This window comes from Bradyrhizobium sp. DOA9, from assembly GCF_000617845.2.
In the GTDB taxonomy this organism is placed as follows: Bacteria; Pseudomonadota; Alphaproteobacteria; order Rhizobiales; family Xanthobacteraceae; genus Bradyrhizobium.
In genome coordinates this window covers 4,593,928-4,611,514 of record NZ_DF820425.1, presented here as the reverse complement: position 1 = coordinate 4,611,514, position 17,587 = coordinate 4,593,928, and the positions used below count along the sequence as shown (strand labels likewise).

The window sequence follows — 17,587 nt, the reverse complement described above, 5'->3', positions numbered from 1 at the left end:
TATGCAATTGCATCCAATATAGATGCATCTGCATCCACCCGTCAAGTTCGATGCATTTGCATCTTCCGAGCGTGATCGTCAAGGCCGCGCGATCACCCCGCCCGTCATCGGCATCGGCACGCCCGTGGTCGCCGGATAAGACAGTGGCAGGCCTTTCATGCCGCGCACGGCGAGAAAGCCGAAGGCCTGGGCCTCGATGGAGTCCGAGGCCCAGCCGAGCGTTTCGGCCGCCTCGACGGTGGCCGAGCCCACCCGCTCCCGCAGCATCCGCAGCAGGGTGAGGTTGCGGGCGCCGCCGCCGCAGACGATCCAGCTCCGCGGCCGCCGCGGCAACAGCGGAATGATTCGGGCGATCGCGGCCGCGGTGAAGGCGGTCAGCGTCGCCGCGCCGTCGGCAGGCGCGACGTCGCCGAGCCTCAGCGCGGCAAAGTCGTTGCGGTCGAGCGATTTCGGCGGCGGGCTTGCGAAGAACGGCAGCTCCAGCGCCCGCGCGATCCAGGCCTCGTCCACCTTGCCGAGCGCTGCGAACTTTCCTTCCGCATCGAAGGCCTGGTTCATGGTGCGGTACATGAAATCGTCCAGCAACGCGTTGCCGGGCCCGGTGTCGCAGGCGATCAACGTATCGTTGCCGTCGATATAGGTGATGTTGGAGACGCCGCCGATATTGACCACGACGATCGGCCCCTCGCGCGCCAGCGAATGGGCGAGCGCGCGGTGGTAGACCGGCACGAGCGGCGCGCCCTGCCCGCCGGCCTCGACGTCGGCGGCACGGAAGTCGTGCATCACCGGTATATGAATGGTCCTTGCCAGTGCCGGCGCGTCGCCGATCTGCACCGTCAGCCGTCTTTCCGGCCGGTGCAGCACGGTCTGGCCATGGAAGCCGACAATGTCGATGTCCTCCGCCCTCATCCGGTTCTGGGCGAGGAAGGCCGCAACCGCCTCGGCATGGGCCTGCGTCACCGCACGCTCGGCATGGCCCAGACTGCCCGGCCGGGCGTCGCGCTGCTGCAGATGCACGGCCTCGCTCAGCGCCTGGCGCAGCAGGTTGCGCTCGGCCGGGCTATAGGGCCGGTAGCCGGTCGGTCCGAACGCCTTCACCTGCTTTCCATCGGTTTCGATCAGCGCGACATCCACCCCGTCCAGCGAGGTGCCGCTCATCAAACCGAGTGCCGTCAACATCATGGACCAGCGTCCTCAAGAAACCCGCCCCGGCATGCCGATCTTGTGCCAGAGGGACACATCTTATAATGCCAACGCGCCAAGTGGCGGGCGGCCAATCGGGTTCCCACGGAAGACCCTTAAACTGCTCCCGAAACAGTAAACCAAGAATTGTTGGGCATGCCGACAAATGACTGCATTCAAATCGGATTTCCTCAATATCCTGCAGGAACGTGGATTCATCCACCAGTGCTCCGATTTCGAGGGGCTGGACGCGCTCGCCGCCAAGGGCGAAGCGACCGCCTATGTCGGCTACGATTGCACCGCCCGCTCGCTGCACATCGGCAACTACCTGACCATGATGATGCTGCACTGGCTGCAGCAGTCCGGCAACAAGCCGATCACGCTGATGGGCGGCGGCACCACCATGGTGGGCGATCCCTCCGGCAAGGACGAGACGCGCGCGATGCGCACCATCGCCGAGATCGAGGCCAACAAGGAATCGATCCGCGGCGTGTTCGCCAAGGTGCTCCGCTACGGCGAGGGCAAGAGCGACGCCGTCATGCTCGACAATGCGGAATGGCTGACCAGGCTGAACTGGATCGAGATGCTGCGCGACGTCGGCCGGCACTTCTCGGTCAACCGCATGCTGACCATGGACTCCGTGCGGCTGCGCCTCGAGCGCGAGCAGGAGATGAGCTTCATCGAGTTCAACTACATGGTCTGCCAGGCCTATGACTTCGTCGAGTTGGCCAAGCGCACCGGCTGCCGCCTCCAGATGGGCGGCTCGGACCAATGGGGCAACATCATCATGGGCGTCGATCTCGGCCGCCGCATGGGCACGCACCAGCTGTTCGCGCTGACGACGCCGCTGCTGACGACCGCCTCGGGCGCGAAGATGGGCAAGACCGCGCAGGGCGCGGTGTGGCTCAACGCCGACCAGTTCAGCCCTTACGACTTCTGGCAGTACTGGCGCAACACCGAGGATGCCGACGTCGGCAAGTTCCTGAAGCTGTTCACGACGCTGCCAATGGCCGAGATCAGGAAGCTCGAGGCGCTCGGCGGCTCCGAGATCAACGAGGCCAAGAAGGTGCTCGCAACGGAGGCGACCGCGCTGCTGCACGGCCGCGACGCCGCGCGCGAAGCGGCGGAGACCGCGCGCCGCACCTTCGAGGAAGGCGCGCTCGCCGAGAGCCTGCCGACCGTGGAAATTCCGCGCGGCGAGCTCGACGCCGGCCTCGGCGTGCTCAACGCCTTCGTCAAGGCCGGCCTCGTCGGCTCCAACGGCGAAGCGCGGCGCCAGATCAAGGGCGGCGGCCTGCGCGTCAACGACGTATCAGTCACCGACGAGAAGATGGCGTTGTCGGCAAGCCATCTGACGCCGGAAGGCGTGATCAAGCTGTCCTTCGGCAAGAAGAAGCACGTGCTGATCAGGCCTGCATAGGCGTATGAGCTTTTCACTGCTTGTCAGGGCGCGCGGATGCGCGCTCCCTGACGGCAATGGACCAGAACACGCCCAAGAAAACGACAGCGGAAACGACAGCGGAAACGGGCAAGGGACGAATCGGAGGCACCCGGGACGCGGTGCGCACCGCGCTCGTCGTGCTCGGCCTGTGCTTCACGCTGGCTGTTCTTGGCCGGGGCTTGAGCGAGAGTTTCACCGTCTTCCTCAAGCCGATCTCCGAAAGCCTGGGCTGGGATCGCGCCCAGGCGGTCTCGATCTACTCCCTCACCTGGCTCGTCAGCGGCCTGACCGCACCCTTGGTCGGCCGCCTGTTCGATCATTCCGGCCCGCGCCTCGTCTATGCGCTCGGCCTGCTCCTGCTCGGCTCGGCCTTTCTGATCGCAAGCCATGCGCAAGCGCTCTGGCAATTCCAGCTGTCGATCGGCATCTGCGTCGGCGTCGGCGTTGCCTTCATCGGCAATGTTCCCAACTCGATCCTGCTCGGCCGCTGGTTCGGACCAAAGCTGCCGACCGCCATGGCGGTGGTGTATTCGGCGATGGGCGGCGGCGTGCTGGCCTTGCTGCCGGCCTCGCAGCTTCTGATCGATCATCTCGGCTGGCGCGAGACCTACCAGGTCTACGGCTTCGTCGCGCTCGCCCTGCTGGTGCCGCTGCTGCTGCTGCCCTGGCGCATGTTCGCGGCCGGCTCGCCGCACGTCGCCAAGAGGAGCGATCCCGACTTCGTCGACAGCGGCTGGACGCTTGCAAGCGCGATGCGGCACCATGCCTTCTGGGCGCTGTTCTCGACCTTCTTCTTCACCGCGGTCGGCATGTATGCGATCGCGGCGCAGATCGTGGCCTATCTGATCGATGCCGGCTTTCCGCCGCTACAGGCCGCCACCGCCTGGGGCTTCTCCGGAATCGTGCTGGTGTTCGGCATGCTCGGCGTCTCCGCGCTCGACGGACTGATCGGACGCCGGCCCTCGGTGCTGCTCAGCTACGCGATCTCGATCCTCGGCATCGTTCTGCTCTGGCTGCTGCAGTACTACCCGAACGTCGTCCTGCTCACCGGCTTCGTCGTCTGCTTCGGCAGCATGATGGGCTCGCGCGGGCCGCTGATCAGCGCCACCGCGATGAAGATTTTTCGCGGCAAGCGGGTCGGCACCATCTTCGGGACGATCTCGATCGGCAGCGGCCTCGGCTCGGCCTTCGGCTCGTGGAGCGGCGGCCTGATCCACGATGCCACGCACGGCTACGATCTCCTCCTCGCCTTCGCACTTGCGAGCGTGATCCTCGGAATGATTCCGTTCCTGGTCGTCCCTGCCTTGCGGGAGTAGGTCTCCCCGACGTAACCAGCGCAAGTCCACGTCACCGGCGAACTACTGACGAAAACCGCGGCTTGCGCGAGACGAACACCGCGGCCTGCGATGTTTTGTCCGACATGACAAAAATGTCAGCGCGGAATTGATCCTCAGTGGCTTGCGAGACGAAACTGAATGCGGTCCAAGTCGCGCATTGGATGGAGTGCACAAACCAATGGACTTTCCCTATCTCACTCGCTTTCAACCGGTTCTGCTGAGCCTGTTTCGCTTTATCACCGGCCTCTTGCTGTTCCAGTACGGCGTCGCCAAGCTGTTCAAGTTTCCGGCTCTTCCGATGTTCGCCAAAGTCGAGCTGCTGTCGCTTTACGGCGCGGCCGGCACGCTCGAGCTGGTGCTCGGCGGACTGTTGATGATCGGCCTGTTCTCGCGCCTCGCAGCCTTCATCTTGTCCGGTGAAATGGCCTTCGCCTACTTCATGGGCCATATGTTCAGGGGCGAGACGCCAGTATTCCTGCCGCTGCTGAACCACGGCACTGAGGCGATCATGTTCTGCTTCGCCTGCCTGTATCTCTCGGCGGCGGGCGGTGGCCCGGTCAGCGTCGACGCGGCGATGGGCAAGAAATAAACGGCGGCGCGTCCGCGCCCCGCGCACAAATCGGATCCGCAAAGCACGACGGCACCGGCAGATTTCTGGTGCCGTCTCAGCGCGCCCCGAGCACGTTCCAGATCAGGACGAGGGCCGCGACGAGCAGCAGAGACATGATGATGCGATGAACGAATCGGGTCATTGCAGGACCGTCCAGTCTCTCCAGCTGCCGAAACCCACGATCGTTTCTCTGGCCTTGAGCCCACCTGCACGGCGTTTTGCCTGCACCATTGCGCATGCGCCTGCGAATGCTGTCCGCGCGGCAGGCCGCCGCATGCCTCCCTTCATGATTGGTAAGAACTTCATGCTACCGGTGCGAGCAATAACAACCATTCCGTAGGGGCTGTGATGAAACTGCTGAGTCATCTGAAGATTCGCACCAAGCTTGCCAGCATGGTCTGCCTTGCGGCTCTCACGGTCACGGCCATCATCGGCGCATCGGCCGCGCTCAGCAAGAGCCGGATGATGGAGGACCGCGTCCAGCAGATGCGGACCGCCGTCGAGCTCCTCTACAACTACGCCCAGGCGCTCCAGGACGAGGTGACCGCCGGCAAGCTGACGCCGACCGAGGCCAAGAGCCTGTTCCACCAGCGCGGCCGCCGCATGAACTTCAACGGCAACCAGGGCTATCCGGTGGTCTACAATCCGGACGGCTCCCTGGTCGTGAACGGCGCCAATCAGCAGCTCGAAGGCAAGATCACCGGCGCCAAGGATTCCAACGGCGTGCTGATCGCCGAAGCCATCATCAAGGCCGGCAGCGAGACCGCGCAGGGCGGCGTCACCTCCTATCTCTATCCCCGTCCCGGCCAGACCGAACCGCTCCGCAAGACCGTGTTCGCGCGCAAGTTCGCGCCCTGGAACGTGATCATCAGCTACGGCCTCTATGTCGACGACATCGATGCCGACGTCCGCTCCCTGACGCTGGAGCTCGCCGCGGTCGGCATCGCCCTGATGCTGCTGATGGCGGCGCTGTCCTGGCTGATCGCCCGCGACGTGCTCGGTGCGCTCGACCGTCAGAAGAACCGCATGCAGGCGATTTCCGAAGGCGCCATCGATAAGCCGGTCGAGGAGACCGACCGCGGCGACGAGATCGGCCGCATGGCCGAGACCCTCGAAATCCTCCGTCAGACCGCGCTCACCGCCCGCAATCTGGAGGCCGAGCAGGTCGCGGCCAAGACCCGCAGCGAGCAGGAGAAGCGCGAGGCCCTGATCGCCCTTGCCGACCGCTTCGATGCCTCCGTCGGTCAGCTCGTCGGCCTGATGGCCTCCGGTTCCGGCGAATTGGAGACCACCGCCAAGTCGATGTCGTCGACCGCCGAAGGCACCAATCGTCGCGCTGCCGTGGTCGGCTCGGCCGCCACCGAGGCCAGCCAGCGCGTCCAGACCGTCGCCGCGGCCGCCGAAGAGCTGTCCTCCTCCATCACCGAGATCAGCCGGCAGGTCGCGCAATCCGCCGAGGTGACCGGCCGCGCGGTGGACAGCGCGCGCCGCACCGACACCATCGTGCGCGCACTCTCCGACGGCGCGCAGCAGATCGAGCACGTCGCCGAGCTGATCTCCAACATCGCAGCTCAAACCAACCTGCTCGCGCTCAACGCCACCATCGAGGCCGCGCGCGCCGGCGAAGCCGGCCGCGGCTTTGCCGTCGTCGCCTCCGAGGTGAAGTCGCTGGCGAGCCAGACCGCGGAAGCCACCCGCGAGATCGGCGACAAGATCGCCCAGATCCAGGGCGCGACCAAGGAGGCCGTGGATGCCATCGGCGGCATCACCGCCACCATCGAGGAGGTCAGTCGCATCGCCACCTCGATCGGCGCCGCCATCGAGGAGCAAGGCGCCGCCACCGCCGAGATCGCCCGCAGCGTCTCGCAGACCGCGGAGGCGACCCAGGAGGTCACCACCAATATCGGCGGCGTCTCGACCGCTGCGAACGAGACCGGCAACGCCGCCGGCATGGTGCTCGCCGCAGCGAGCAACCTCTCCAAGCAGGCCGAGCAGCTCTCCGGCGAAGTCGGAACGTTCCTGAAGGGCGTGCGCGCGGCGTAGGCGCTCGTTCACCTCTCCCGCTTGCGGGAGAGGTCGCGCCGAAGGCGCGGGTGAGGGCTTTCTCCTCTTGGGGATTTTCCCATCGCGGAGACACCCTCTCCCCAACCCTCTCCCGCAAGCGGGAGAGGGAGCGCATCTTACTTCGTGGCTGCAATCGAATCTGATCAATGACGAATTAAGACGAGCCCCGCCGCTACCGCCGCGCGAGGGTGCAACCGCTCGACAGCTGGCGGGTCGATCCGGTCGAGCCGTCGTGCGACTGCGACGGGAATTCCTCGAACGGCGAGTTCTGCTTGCCGGTGTTGAACTCGAAGATCTTGCGGAACAGGCCCGGCGCCATCGCCGAGATCGGATTGACGCGCATCACCGGCGCGGCCGGCGTGCCGACGACCTCGTAGGTCACGCCGATCAGTCCCTCGTTGTTGCCGCCGCCGAGGAAGATGCCGAACAGCGGGATCTGACCGAAGATGTTGTTGACGCCGTACATCGGCACGAAGGTCCCGCTCATGCAGACCTGGTTGCCGGGATAGTCGATCGAGCCCTCGATGGTGGCACCGATCATGGGACCCTTGACCACGCCGTCGCGGACCGTGAGCGCACCGTTCTGCCGGGTGAACTCGGCGCGAAGCGCGCTGAAGGAGACGCCGTTCCCGGTGCCGTTCGGCGCGCCGGCGGCAACGCGTTCGAGCTGCGCCTCGCCCTTCACGGTGAAGTCGCGGACATTGATCAGGCCCTCGCGCGCGGCGTTCGGCTCGGACGACGGCGGCTCCATCGCCACCACCATCTGCCCGCCGACCGCCTTGGTGTAGGTATCGGTGAAGCGCAGCAGGGCGCCGGCATCGTTGGTCTGCAGGTAGATCACCTCGCGGTTACCCTGGGCGCGGCCGCCGCGCAGATCGGCAGCCACCGGCGTGTCGCGGCCGATCTTGCCGCTCAGCGTCAACGCCTTGATGGCCCCATTGCGCTTCGACATCTTGGCATCGAGGCTGCGCATGGCTTCGCCGTTGAAGCCGGCGACGGCACCGAGCTTCACGTCGATGTCGAAATCGACGTTCTTCAGCTTGTTCTTGTCGTCCCTGGAATTGCCCGAGATCGCCGACTTCAGGAAGCCGCGGCCGTCGAACACGTCGCCGCGCATGGTGCCGCGCACCACGCCGTCCTGGCTGCGCTCCACCCGCAGCGAGGCCTTGTCGCCGTCGGACGGCGCGTAGGTCGGGAAGTTCGCGTTCATGAGATCGCCGTTCGCGTCGAGCTCGAGCGAACCCTTGATCGAGGCGCCGCCACCTTCGATGACGATGTCCTCGAAACGCGTCGATTGCGCCGTCGGCACCACCTTGAAGCTGGCCTTGCCGGACTTGCCCGGCAGCTTGACCCAGCCGGGCAGGATGTTGTCGAGCCTGACCGCGGTCAGATCGGCCTCGACGCCGAGCTTCGTCGTCTGATCCGCGCCGCTCGCGATCTTGCCCGACAGCTTGATCGGCAACGATCCGCTGACGGCGGGGCTGAGATCGAAGCCGAGCCGCGAGCGGCTGGCATCGTCCAGCGTCGCCTGCAATCTGACGTCCGCGTCGCCCTCGGCCGGCTTGCGATAGTCGAGCGAGGCCGCCTGCCCGTTGATCTTGACGTCGCCCTTGACCTGATAGCCCTGGTTGTTGGCTGATATCTTGAGGTTGTTGGCTTCCAGCTTCTGGTTCATCACCAGCTTGTCGGCGGCAAAACCGTTGAGATCGGCGGTGACGGCGTAGGTGGTATCGGCCTTGGTCAATTCGCCCTTGACCGGCATGCCGAGCTGGATGGTCGCCGCGAACGTTCCCTTGCTGGTGTTGGGATCGACGACGGTGGCCGACAGGTCGCTCAGCCGATCGTTGGCGAGCATTTCTGCGGCCGCAGGCACTGGGCCCTCGACACGGAATCTGGTCCGCGACGGCGACGGCTTGGGCGCCATGTCGGGCACCTCGAATACGAAGTCGGAGATCGTGACCTTGCGGCCCGCGGGCGTATCGGCAATGCCCTGCCCGATGTTGACGGTCGCGGTCCGTCCGGTCACACGCGCCTTCAGATCGGCATCGCGCACCACCGGCATGCCGTCAACGGGACGGACCGCAACGCCGCTCGCCACGATATTGACCGACAGGCCGTCGTCCGGAATGGGCGGGCCCTTGCGCGGCAGGTTCCTGGTCGGCGAGTTGACGCCGATCTCGATGCGCTGGAGTGTGCCGCGCTCGATCCGCTCGATCACCCATTCACGCAATTCGGGGACGATCAGCGTCGGCCACATCCGCTTCAAGGCGGAGGCCGACATCGGCGTGCCCGCAAAACCGAGGGTGAGCCGCGGCTCGCCCGAATAGTCGAGGGCGCCGGTGCCGGCGACGCCGATCTCGCCGTTGGAGACGTCGGCCTGCGTCAGCAGGATGCGCTTGTGGTCGGTGTCGAAGCGGAAGCCGATCGCAATGCGGTTGAAGACCAGCGGCGGCTCGTTGTCGATGCCGCCGAGCAGGATCGACCCGCCGCTGAAGCCGAGCTGCCAGTCGTTGATGTTGCCGTTGGGCGGCTCCAGATGGGCCAGCAGCGTCAGGCGGTTCGCGCCTGAGAGGATCTTGAACGGCGCAACCAGCACCCGCCGGTTCGCATCCCACTCGACATTGATCTCGGCCGAGTCGATTGCCATCGGGTAGTCGGGCGTGTCGGTGTCGATGATGTTGCCGGCGCCGACCGCGATCTTGCCGCGGAAGAAGGTCGGCACGCCGTCGCGGCCGAGCTCGCCCTTGAGCTCGCCCGTCAGCGGCAGGTCGGCGGTGTAGGTGAGGTCCTTCACCCGGAGCGCCAGCAGGATGTTGGAGGTCGAGACCTTGTCGGCCTTGATGTCGACCGAGCGGACGCCGTTCTCGGCCGGACCGATCGTGGCGCGCAGCATCCACGGGCGCGCGCCCTGCTCGCCGAGGCTGAGCGCGACGCCGCCGCCGCTCGGCCGGCGCAGGCTGAGCGTGATGTTCTCGAACGACCATTTGCTGCCGCGCTGCTGATCGTCCACGATCAGAACGCCGTTCTTCAGACCGATCTCGTTGAGGTTCTGACCGTCGAGGCCCGTCATGCTGAGGCTGTCGAGCCAGTCGAGGCCCTGAAGGATGCCGCTCTGCGCGGTCGCCTGCGGTGCGGCCTGCGATGCGTCGGGGGTCGCAGGCGCGGTCGCGAAGGGCGGCGGGGGTACGCCGCTGCGCGGGAATGTCGGCGGCAGGCCGGCGTCCTTCTTGGAGGCGACACCGGTCGCCAGCGGCTTTGCGGTGTCGCCGGCGGACACGGTGACGGTGCCATCAGGCGCAATGCGGATGGCGAGCTCGGCATCGACCAGGTTGAGGCTCTCGGCCCGCAGGTGCCCCATCAGGAGGGCCGCACCCGACAGCTTCACCTCGGCCTTCGGCGCGCTGGCGACGACGGCATGATCGCGGTCGCGAACGATGATGTCCCGGATGCGAACGGCGATGCGGATCCGCCCGGCTCGCTCGATCTGGGTACCGCCGACCTCGACCGTGTTGCCGTGGCCGATATTGTCCTCGATCGCGGCGGCGAGCCAGGGCGTTGCGATGTCCAGATTGATGGGACCGGCGCCGAGCCGCCACCACAGCGCACCGAAACAGCCGACGAAAATCGCGATGACGGTGGCGACCACCACGGCCACGCGCTTTAGCCAGCGCCCCCCACCCGCCCAGCGGCGCAGCGCGCCGAATCCGCCACCGAAGCGAGGGAATCCCGAGCCGGAACGCGCCAGCAGCCGGCGTGCGCGATGGCGCGCCGCCGCTTCCTGATCCGGATCCCAGTCGGCGTCGTCCCATTCCTGCGGCTCGATTTGGCCGCTGCGCCGATCAAAATCCCGGTTGGTGTCCTGGGGCGACGTATTCCTTGCCATTGCTTCTCGATACAGGCGCCCGTCATAGGGTTGAGCGCCGCCGGGACCGCAGCCGTTCGCGGGAGGTGAAGCTCCCTGCGCCGGCACTGCCGCCATACCTCGAATATTCCTGCTGTTCGTCATTTCGCCCCGGGAGCGCGTTCAACGAGCAGTGGGGTGGTGCGTGGAATTCCTTGTAACCATACTCCGGCGTGGTCAGACTTGCCCAGCCAAGGGCGCGATTCCGGCTCGCCGGACAAGAGCTGCAATACCGCTTCGGTTGACCTGCCGAAAGCGTCGAAAGGAAGGCGTATGTCCAAGAAATCCCGAAAGAAATCGTCCAAAACGCCCTCCGGCAGTCCGACCGCCAAAAAGAAGACCGCAAAAACGCGGGCATCTATTCAAACTAAGTCCGCGAAAACCGAGCGGACACCGGCACGCAAATCAGCCGCGACCCTAGCAAAAGCAGGATCACATAAGGCCGCATCGAAACAGTTAAAATCCTCCAAATCGGTCTCCTCCCCGGCTGCGGCCAAATCCAGCTTGAAGTCCGGCTTGGCCGAGGGCCAGAAGGCCCCCGCCTTCCGCCTGCCGCGCGATGGCGGCGACGTGGTCACGCTGGCGGACTATGCCGGCCAGAAGCTCGTCCTGTTCTTCTACCCGCGGGCCGACACGCCCGGCTGTACGCGGGAGGCGATCGACTTCACCCGCCTGGCCGATGCCTTCGCTGCGGCCGGCACCGCGGTGCTCGGCATCTCCGCCGATCCGTTAAAGGCCCAGGAGAAGTTTCGCGACAAGCACAAGCTCGGCATTCCCCTCATCTCGGACGAGACCCATGGGATGCTGGAGGCTTACGGCGCCTGGGGCGAAAAGTCCATGTATGGCAAGAGCTTCCTGGGCATTCTTCGCACCACGATCCTGATCGGGGCCGACGGCAAGATAGCGCGGATCTGGCGCAATGTCCGGGTCGACGGCCATGCCGACGAGGTGCTGGAGGCAGCAAGGAGCCTTTAACCAATCCTTTAAATTCGCGCATTCCCATTTGCGGAAAATTAACCATGACCGGCCCAGATTGCTGCGGCAATTGAGCCGCAAGGAACCCATCCGACCGGCGCGGGAGTGCCGATGTCGAAAAGTTCTGCCCAATACTCGCAGTACCCCCAGCATCATCCTCACGACCACGGACGGGCCTTCCAGCGCCGTCTGGGTGTCCCGGCGGCAGTGACCGCGATTCCCCTGCCCGCCACCGACGACGCCTACACCATCGCTCATGCCGGCAAGCAGGTCCGCTTCGGGCCTGTGGTGTTCTGGATCGTGGTCGGCACGGTCGTGCTGCTTGGCCTCTGGTCGGCCGCGACCGCCACCTATTTCGCCTTCCGCGACGACGTCCTGACCCGGCTGATCGCCCGCCAGGCCGAGATGCAATATGCCTATGAGGACCGTATCGCCGAACTCCGCGCCAAGGTCGACCGCACCACCAGCCGCCAGTTGCTCGACCAGGAACAGTTCGACCAGAAGCTCGACCAGATCATGAAGCGCCAGACGGCGCTGGAGTCCCGGGCCACGGCGCTCGGCGCCATGCCCGACGTGACCGGCTCTATACCCCGCGCCGCCCCGCAGCGCAGCGATTCAAGCCAGGCCACGCCAAAACCGTCGCCGATCAGCGACACCGTCATCTTCGTGGCGCCGCCGGATCGCGAAGCGCGCCTCGAATCGCGTGCGCCGGGCGTCGTGGCAGCGCCATCCAGCCAGTTCGCCAGGAACCAGGGTTTCGACAACGTGCTGGTCCGGCTCACGACCTCGCTTGATCAGGTCGAGCGGCGCCAGATGGCGACGCTCAGCGCCGTCGAGGAAGGCATGGATTCGCGCATGCGCCGGATGCGCAGCGTGGTCAGCGACCTCGGCCTGAACCTTTCCCATCTCGAAGCCGCCGTGCCGCGCAGTGCGATGGGCGGGCCGTTCGTCCCCGTCAAGTTGACGGCCAATGCCGGACCGTTCGAGAAGCAGCTCTATCGCATCCACACCACGCGCGCAGAGATGGACCGTCTCAACCGCACGCTGGCGCTGGTGCCCTACCGCAAGCCCGTCATCGGCGAGGTCGAGTTCACCTCCGGCTTCGGCGTGCGTAGCGATCCGTTCCTGGGCCGGCCCGCGATGCACACCGGCCTCGATTTTCGCGCCGCCAGCGGTGACCCCGTCCGCGCCACCGCCTACGGCAAGGTGGTTTCCGCCGGCTGGTCCGGCGGCTATGGCCGCATGGTCGAGGTCGATCACGGCAACGGGCTTTCGACCCGCTACGGCCATCTCTCCGAGATCAACGTCAAGGTCGGCGAGGTTGTGAAGATCGGCCAGGTCATCGGCCTCGTCGGTTCGACCGGCCGCTCCACCGGTCCGCACCTGCACTATGAGACCCGCATCGAGGGCGAAGCGGTGGATCCGCAGAAATTCCTGCGCGCCGGCGTGCGGCTCAGCGCGGGTTAGAGCATGATCCGGAAAAGTGCGTAGCGGTTTTCCGATAAGATCATGCTCAAACAGTAACCTAAAGTCCTCGCAAGCCAGAATTTACTGGCTGCGCTCGTGTCCGACCTCGCCGGTGATGACCTCGCCGAACAGCTCCCAGGCCTGCCCGTTGAACCGCATCAGCTGCATCTGCTCGATCGGGAAATAATCGTCCGGGGACGTATTGACCATGATGCCCGGCAGCATCAGGTCGGAGTGATAGTCCTTCAGGTTCGCCGCCTGCTTCATGACGTTCTCGCGGGTGAGATTATCACCGCACTGCTTCAGCACCTGCGCCATCGCTTCGGCCTGCACGTAGCCATAGACGTTGTTGGAATTGGCCTTGTCGCCATCGGGGTAATATTTGTCCATGAACTCCCGCCATTTCACCACGGCCGGATCCTTGTCCCAGGTCGGATTGGTCGGGTCTTTCAAATAGATGGTCGAGATGATGTCCTTGGCATAGTCGAGCCCGGCGGGCTTGAGCACCGAGGCGACCGAGGTCGCGGTGTTGGCCAGGAAGAATTTCGGCTTCCAGCCGAGCTCGCCGACTTTCCGGATCGCTTGCGCCGATCCCTTCGGCGCGGCCCATGAGAAGAAGATGTCGGCGCCGGAATCGTGCAGCGCGACGATCTGCGAGTCGATCGAGGGATCGCTGACCTCGTAGGATTTGTCGGCGATGATCATGCCGACCTTGTCGCCGAGCCCGTCCTTCAAGCCCTTGAACTGATCCTTGCCGGCGTCGTCGTTTTGCCAGAACACCGCGATCTTGCCGTTCGGAAAATTGTCGCGGATGTATTTGGCGTAGATCCGCCCTTCGCTCTGATAGTTGGGCTGGAAGCCCATGGTCCACGGGAAATTCTTGGGGTCGCCGAACTTGGTGCCGCCAGAGGCGACGAAGAGCTGCGGCACCTTCTTGGCGTTCATGTACTTCATGATCGCGGAGTTCGAGGGCGTGCCGAGCGCCTGGAAGATCAGCAGCACCTCGTCGCTCTCGACCAGCTTACGCGCCTGCTCGATCGCCTTCGGCGGCGAATAGGCATCGTCATAGCTGATGAAGTTGATCCTGCGCCCGTTGATGCCGCCCTGGTCGTTGATCATCTTGAAATAGGCGGCCTCGGTCTTGCCGATCACGCCATAGGACGACGCCGGTCCGCTATAGGGCATGATGTTGCCGATCTTGATCTCGGTGTCGCTGGCGCCGCGGTCGTATTTCTTCTGCGCCAAAACCGGCGTCGCGGCGAGCGCTCCGGCAACAAGTATGGCGAGGGCAGCGAGATTCTTGCGACGACCCGGCATCGTTCTCTCCCCTAATGTTTTGTGGTCTTGTTTTGAGGTGTCGCAAGGCGCACGGGGAGTGGCAAGCGTCTCGATTTTCCGCAAGATGAAACGACGGATCGGAAACTATGCCTTGCGCCGCAGCAGGTGCAAAGCGCGCCCATCGATCAAAAGGCCTGCGCTGCGAGGCCGGCCCTTGTCCGTTCAGTCTCCGATACCGGACATGGCCAAGTCGCCCCCGACTGGTCGGCTAAGGGCCCAATAGGCGACATCGCAAGTGCGTCCTGATATGAGGAGACTGCCCTTAGTCATGAGGTTCATATGATAACTGACCGAAACGCGCTGTCCGTTGATGTCGAATACTTAATTGATGCGAATGGCACGAAGACGGTTCTGGTGGTCGAGACCGACTTGCAGCTAGACCCACCCGAGATCGATTTTGATAGGGCGGCAGTGGATGCGCTTTGCTCTGATCTGGAGCGGCATCGTGCGTCAAATCCCTACATAGACGCTGTCCGGCTTACGCGGCGACGGCTCGGGCCAGCCGAGCCGATAACGGTAACCGGAACGCTCGGCGAGCACCGAATTAAGACCCAGCCCTAACCCGAGCTAGGGGACGGCTCAGTTCACCGGATGCCCGTTTCGGGTCAGAAGCCGAAATGCTCTGGCCCTGAGAACATGTCCACTCGAACCCCAGCGGCCGACATCGGCTGTCGAAAGCCCGCGGTATCCCGCGGGCTTGAGCTTCAAGAGTTCGATACGCGGGTCAATACCCGAATATTGCGCTGATCCTCGGCCTCCGGTGAGGCCGGCTTGGTTGGCGAGCCGTCCACCAGCGCCGGACTCTCAGGCTTGTAAGCAAGTGCGTCGGCGATCCATCGCGGCCATTCGGGTTTCGGCCCTGGCTCAACCCGCGTTTGAAGCAACTGCTTAAGTATAGTGCTCATGCCTTCTCCTGCGATTCCAGCCAAAGCTCTTCATAATCGGCATCCTCATCGCGCACCCCGCCGAGGCTGCCCAGGACACTAACGGGCCCCGCGCTCTCCTCGATATGTGCCTCCATCGTCACGTCGTCGCCGGGATGCACGATCACCCGTTCGATGCGGTGTACGAACCTTATGGGGTTCTCGTCTTCGCTCGCAATCGGCTGCAACGGCTTGCCCCATCCCCGGTCGAGAATGGCGTTGGCGGCCATCACACGGGCATGGGCGGGAGCGTCCTTGTCGCGCATGATCTGCACGAGCGTCTTGACGGCGACATTCGTGTGCGTCCGTGCCAAGGATTTGATCTCAGTTAGCGTGCGGTGCTTCAGCGCGCGGCGGGCCGCCGCCCTCGCGAGAGCATTTTGGGAAAGAAGGTCGTACTTCGGTGCTTCAGTCATTTTGAAAATCCGTCTGAAATTTACTCCGATCATCCTGGATCGAGACGCAAAAAACCCGCGGCGGAAAAACCGGCGCGGGTGCAAAACAAACTCGTCTCGATGATGCTATTCTGCCAGTGTTTTGCCCGACGGGTCAATGCCAATCGGCTCGTGCAAGCGACTGCTTGCTTCTACCATAGAGGGGATTGGACGGGCTGAGGCTAGCCGGCAACCGAATGTCCATAAAGGCACCGGCCGACAGTTGGTGAGCATCTGACAGCCTTGTTGTCCACAGCCACGAGAGGCAGTAGCTCGCCGGCTCCCTCGCCTACCAGGAATCGATAATTTGCCAAACCCTGTCGGCTCATGCCTTTGATGGCCGCATGTCCACGAAGTCGCGCCAATATCTCTTCGGCACTCAGATCAAGATCGCAGCCGAGCGCGCCAGGGAGGCGCGCAAGGAAGCTGACAAGCTCGCCTGCGTGGCGTGGAACAGCCGGATGTTCGGTACAAGGGACCCGCGCAGCCCTCGCCGACCATCGGCGATGCGATCAATGGAGGGTACCCATACCTCGAGGTTCGCTGTCATGGCTGCGATACAAATCAGACGATAGCGCTCGAGATCATTCGGCGGCCGAAAACGACTCCGATCCACGAGCTCGAACGCCACATGCGCTGCAAGGATTGTTCGCAGGTGCGCGGCTATCCGTACAAGCGCAGCGAGCTTGTAGCGCTAAGACCGACAAAGATTTCAGCCAGCGACCCAGCTTCGACATGGTGGCCGGGCGAGCGATAAGAGAAAATCCCACTCATGTGCAATCTGTATTCGATCACCACCTGTTCCGTATCGTCCGCCGCTACGAGGGCAACTTGCCGCCGATGCCGGGCGTGTTTCCAGATTACCCGGCCCCCGTCATTCGCGACGCCGGCGGTGAGCGCGAATTGGTGATGATGCGTTGGGGTATGCCGCCGCCGCCCAGCAAGGGCGGGCCGCCCGTCACGAACATCCGCAATACCTCGTCGCCGCATTGGCGCGCCTGGCTCAAGCCCGAGCACCGCTGCCTCGTGCCCGCCAATAGCTTCGCCGAATACGCGCCCGAGCCGAACCCGGAGACGAAAAAGAAGGACGTTGTTTGGTTTGCGCTTGCGGAGGCGCGCCCCCTTTACGCGTTCGCCGGCATCTGGACTACTTACAACGGCGACCGCGGCACGAAGTCCAAGCCCGTTCCGGGACCACATCAGGTCTATGGATTTCTAACGACGAGCCCGAATGCAGTCGTTGAGCCGATCCATCCCAAGGCCATGCCGGTGATCCTGACGAGCGCGGAAGAATGGGACGTGTGGCTGCGAGCGCCTTGGGATGAAGCCAAGGCGTTGCAACGGCCGCTTGGAGACAACATATTGAAAATCGTGGCGCGAGGGGCTGAAAAGGAAGACGTGATCGCCTAGTGCCCGATGATGTCATTCTGCCGGTGTTTTGCCCGACGAGTCAAACGATGGTTAGCGAATCTACCTACAAGATCCGCTACGTCCGCTTATCTCCCATGAGCGGCGTGGAGGCTGACGTTGCGTGAGGTCCGAGAAGGGCACGACAAGCGAGTCGGAGTAAAGAGGCGATGGCGGCTTACTGCTTGCGTGAAGAACGACACCACAGATAAAGGAACGGCCCCAACACAAGACCGTCCAGTAGCATCCCGCCGAGATAAGCCGAACCTTTAAAATAAACTCCAATGGGCACGCTAGCAGCTATAGCGGCCCATAGTATGGCTCGCTCCCACTTTGTTGTTAGAGGTGGTTGCCATCCGATGAGCGGTTGATCATGTGTCGGACTGATGGCGCCGCTCACGTCGGATCGTGCCACCCCTTCGGGTGGAGGGTCAGGACGCACGCTTCTCGGTTCGCGAGACTCGGTCATGCAGTGCCATCTTAGTCGATTGGGCAAGCTGCCGATTTC

At 64.2% G+C, this 17,587-nt stretch carries 10 protein-coding genes and 2 pseudogenes; 8 read left to right on the top strand and 4 right to left on the bottom strand.

What is annotated here, in order from left to right; genetic code table 11:
* Window positions 1–78: 78 nt before the first annotated feature.
* Window positions 79–1,182: an anhydro-N-acetylmuramic acid kinase gene (locus BDOA9_RS21480; protein ID WP_025036031.1), complete on the bottom strand. Its 1,104-nt coding sequence runs from the start codon at window positions 1,180–1,182 to the stop codon at window positions 79–81.
* A 166-nt stretch (window positions 1,183–1,348) separates the two neighbouring features.
* Between BDOA9_RS21480 and tyrS the strand changes: the two genes are divergently transcribed.
* The 4 genes from tyrS (at window position 1,349) to BDOA9_RS21460 (ending at window position 6,613) form a co-directional block, all read left to right on the top strand.
* The gene (gene tyrS, locus BDOA9_RS21475; protein WP_025036030.1) at window positions 1,349–2,602 is read left to right on the top strand and encodes a tyrosine--tRNA ligase; all 1,254 of its coding nucleotides are present in this window, start codon (window positions 1,349–1,351) and stop codon (window positions 2,600–2,602) included.
* A gap of 56 nt (window positions 2,603–2,658) precedes the next feature.
* Window positions 2,659–3,939, top strand: coding sequence for an MFS transporter (locus BDOA9_RS21470; protein ID WP_025036029.1), 1,281 nt, complete (start codon window positions 2,659–2,661; stop codon window positions 3,937–3,939).
* 199 nt (window positions 3,940–4,138) lie between these two features.
* On the top strand, window positions 4,139–4,549 hold the full coding sequence (locus tag BDOA9_RS21465) for a DoxX family protein (protein WP_025036028.1): 411 nt from the start codon (window positions 4,139–4,141) through the stop codon (window positions 4,547–4,549).
* 369 nt (window positions 4,550–4,918) lie between these two features.
* On the top strand, window positions 4,919–6,613 hold the full coding sequence (locus BDOA9_RS21460) for a methyl-accepting chemotaxis protein (protein ID WP_025036027.1): 1,695 nt from the start codon (window positions 4,919–4,921) through the stop codon (window positions 6,611–6,613).
* Between the two features lie 193 nt (window positions 6,614–6,806).
* On the opposite strand, the gene BDOA9_RS21455 is transcribed toward BDOA9_RS21460, so the two are convergent.
* A complete protein-coding gene (locus BDOA9_RS21455) occupies window positions 6,807–10,613 on the bottom strand; it encodes a YhdP family protein (protein ID WP_042336312.1) in 3,807 nt (1,268 codons plus the stop codon).
* 195 nt (window positions 10,614–10,808) lie between these two features.
* On the opposite strand from BDOA9_RS21455, the gene BDOA9_RS21450 reads away from it, so the two are divergent.
* Both BDOA9_RS21450 and BDOA9_RS21445 read left to right on the top strand, forming a co-directional pair.
* Entirely contained in the window at window positions 10,809–11,510 is a 702-nt protein-coding gene (locus BDOA9_RS21450; RefSeq protein ID WP_082847859.1) for a peroxiredoxin, read from the top strand.
* 111 nt (window positions 11,511–11,621) lie between these two features.
* Complete coding sequence (locus BDOA9_RS21445) at window positions 11,622–12,977, top strand: M23 family metallopeptidase (protein ID WP_025036024.1); 1,356 nt, start codon at window positions 11,622–11,624, stop codon at window positions 12,975–12,977.
* Window positions 12,978–13,058: 81 nt separating this feature from the next.
* On the opposite strand, the gene BDOA9_RS21440 is transcribed toward BDOA9_RS21445, so the two are convergent.
* Together BDOA9_RS21440 and BDOA9_RS38930 are read right to left on the bottom strand one after the other, a co-directional pair.
* A complete protein-coding gene (locus BDOA9_RS21440; RefSeq protein WP_025036023.1) occupies window positions 13,059–14,294 on the bottom strand; it encodes an ABC transporter substrate-binding protein in 1,236 nt (411 codons plus the stop codon).
* 922 nt (window positions 14,295–15,216) lie between these two features.
* A complete protein-coding gene (locus tag BDOA9_RS38930) occupies window positions 15,217–15,654 on the bottom strand; it encodes a hypothetical protein (RefSeq protein WP_025036021.1) in 438 nt (145 codons plus the stop codon).
* A 362-nt stretch (window positions 15,655–16,016) separates the two neighbouring features.
* Here BDOA9_RS38930 and BDOA9_RS39490 point away from each other — a divergent pair.
* Window positions 16,017–16,429: pseudogene (locus BDOA9_RS39490) on the top strand (hypothetical protein).
* 15 nt (window positions 16,430–16,444) lie between these two features.
* Window positions 16,445–17,082 (top strand): annotated as a pseudogene (locus BDOA9_RS21420) (SOS response-associated peptidase).
* Window positions 17,083–17,587: the final 505 nt, after the last annotated feature.